The sequence below is a fragment of the Acinetobacter sp. genome, from assembly GCF_045628685.1.
In the GTDB taxonomy this organism is placed as follows: domain Bacteria; phylum Pseudomonadota; class Gammaproteobacteria; order Pseudomonadales; family Moraxellaceae; genus Acinetobacter.
The window spans coordinates 1-1,563 of record NZ_JAZQPV010000005.1 but is presented as its reverse complement, the minus strand read 5'-3'; the positions used below and the strand labels follow the sequence as shown (position 1 = coordinate 1,563).

2 protein-coding genes are annotated in these 1,563 nt (G+C 41.7%); both read right to left on the bottom strand.

Annotation, left to right across the window (positions count from 1 at the left end):
* On the bottom strand, positions 1–576 hold a 576-nt coding region (locus tag ACKI4H_RS00980; protein ID WP_407303270.1), incomplete at its 3' end, for a LysR family transcriptional regulator.
* A 93-nt stretch (positions 577–669) separates the two neighbouring features.
* A complete protein-coding gene (locus tag ACKI4H_RS00975; protein ID WP_131315598.1) occupies positions 670–1,485 on the bottom strand; it encodes a peptidoglycan DD-metalloendopeptidase family protein in 816 nt (271 codons plus the stop codon).
* Positions 1,486–1,563: the final 78 nt, after the last annotated feature.

Here is a 1,563-nt window from a genome sequence, read left to right as displayed (position 1 = left end):
AATTAAATCATGATGCTTTAAATCCTCAGGACGTGAAATAGGTGTCGACTGATTCAAATAACTCGGTGAAGCCACCAGGATCTGCTCAACTCGGGCAAGCGGTACCACATGCAAATTACTATCTTCAATTTTTGAACTTATGCGCAGCGCAATATCAATACGACCTTCAATCAGGTCAATATATTGATTATCAGCTTCTACATGAACTGCCAGACCTCGATGAGCAGACATCCAGTGTGACAATGCTGGAATGACATGATTTGCAGCTAATTCTGGCGTAGTTGCAATACGTAAATCACCAACAAGATCATCACGCAGCTCATTAATCCGTATTTTTCCGCGCTCTGCGGCAGCGAGCATCTCTTGACAGCTGTGGAAAAAAGCTTGTCCCACTTCAGTCAAACTCAACTTTCTGGTAGAACGATGTAAAAGTGTAACTTCCATCTCATTTTCTAAAGAACGAATTTGTTGACTTACAGCGCTGGTGGTGATGCCTAAATCGCGGGCTGCACCACTGAACGAGTTTTTTTCTACAACACAAGCAAAGACACCCATTGCTCGAAGTTGATCTAACATAAATTTCCCTCTGAACTTATGAGATGCTTTATCTTTCGATAAAAGCAACTCATTGTATTATACGGTGAAATTCAAGTATTGCATTCAGTTTATTTAATTAAGGGGTAAGACATTAGTCGGATCAATAGGCTTGCCGTCTAGACGGACCTGGAATTCAAGCATGGTGCGGGTGGTACCGGACGAACCCATTTCTGCAATCTTTTGCCCTGCCGTTACATTATCACCACTTTTCACATTCATTTTACTGTTATGTGCATAAGCTGAAATATAACCATTAATATGCTTGATCAGAATCAAATTACCATATTCTTTTAAGCCGTCCGCTGCATAAACCACTTGTCCATCCGCGGCTGCATAAATGGTATCGCCCACGTTCCCTGCATAACGGATCCCTTTAATATTATTGGCTAAATTAAAGTTTTGCAGTACAGATCCATTGCTTGGTTTAACCCAACGTAATGCAGATGCTTTGGAAGATGCTACCGGCGCGGTTGGAACATTGGCGACAACAGCTGGAGTGGTTTTAACTGGAGCAGTTGGAATTTGAACGGTTTGACGTTGAATCGGGGCAGCTTGTGTCACCGCTTGAGTCGTGGTGGTACGACGTGAACCAGAATCTTTTAAACGTAAAGACTGTCCCACATAAATGCGATACGGCGGTGTTATGTCATTCATATCAGCAACGCTGGTATAAGCTAAACCATAACGGGCAGCAATCCCACTTAAAGTGTCTCCAGATCGAACGGTATAGTAGTCTGGTGCAGTTGCATAACGGGTTGCATTCTGAATTTGTGGTTTTGAAGCACAGCCACTCAAAATAACAGTCGAAATCACAGCTGTAGACAACACAATGGTTTTCAGCAAGGCTGAAGGCACAGCAAATAAACGATATTGTGACACCACGTGCATTAATCTTCCTCTCTACATACAAATGTATTTATTGATTTGCGCTAAGATTAGCAAAAAAGTATAAAAAAAATTATTTCA

Excerpts from the sequence above, each read along its gene's own strand:
- ACKI4H_RS00975 (WP_131315598.1), bottom strand. The coding sequence starts at position 1,485 with ATGCACGTGGTGTCACAATATCGTTTATTTGCTGTGCCTTCAGCCTTG.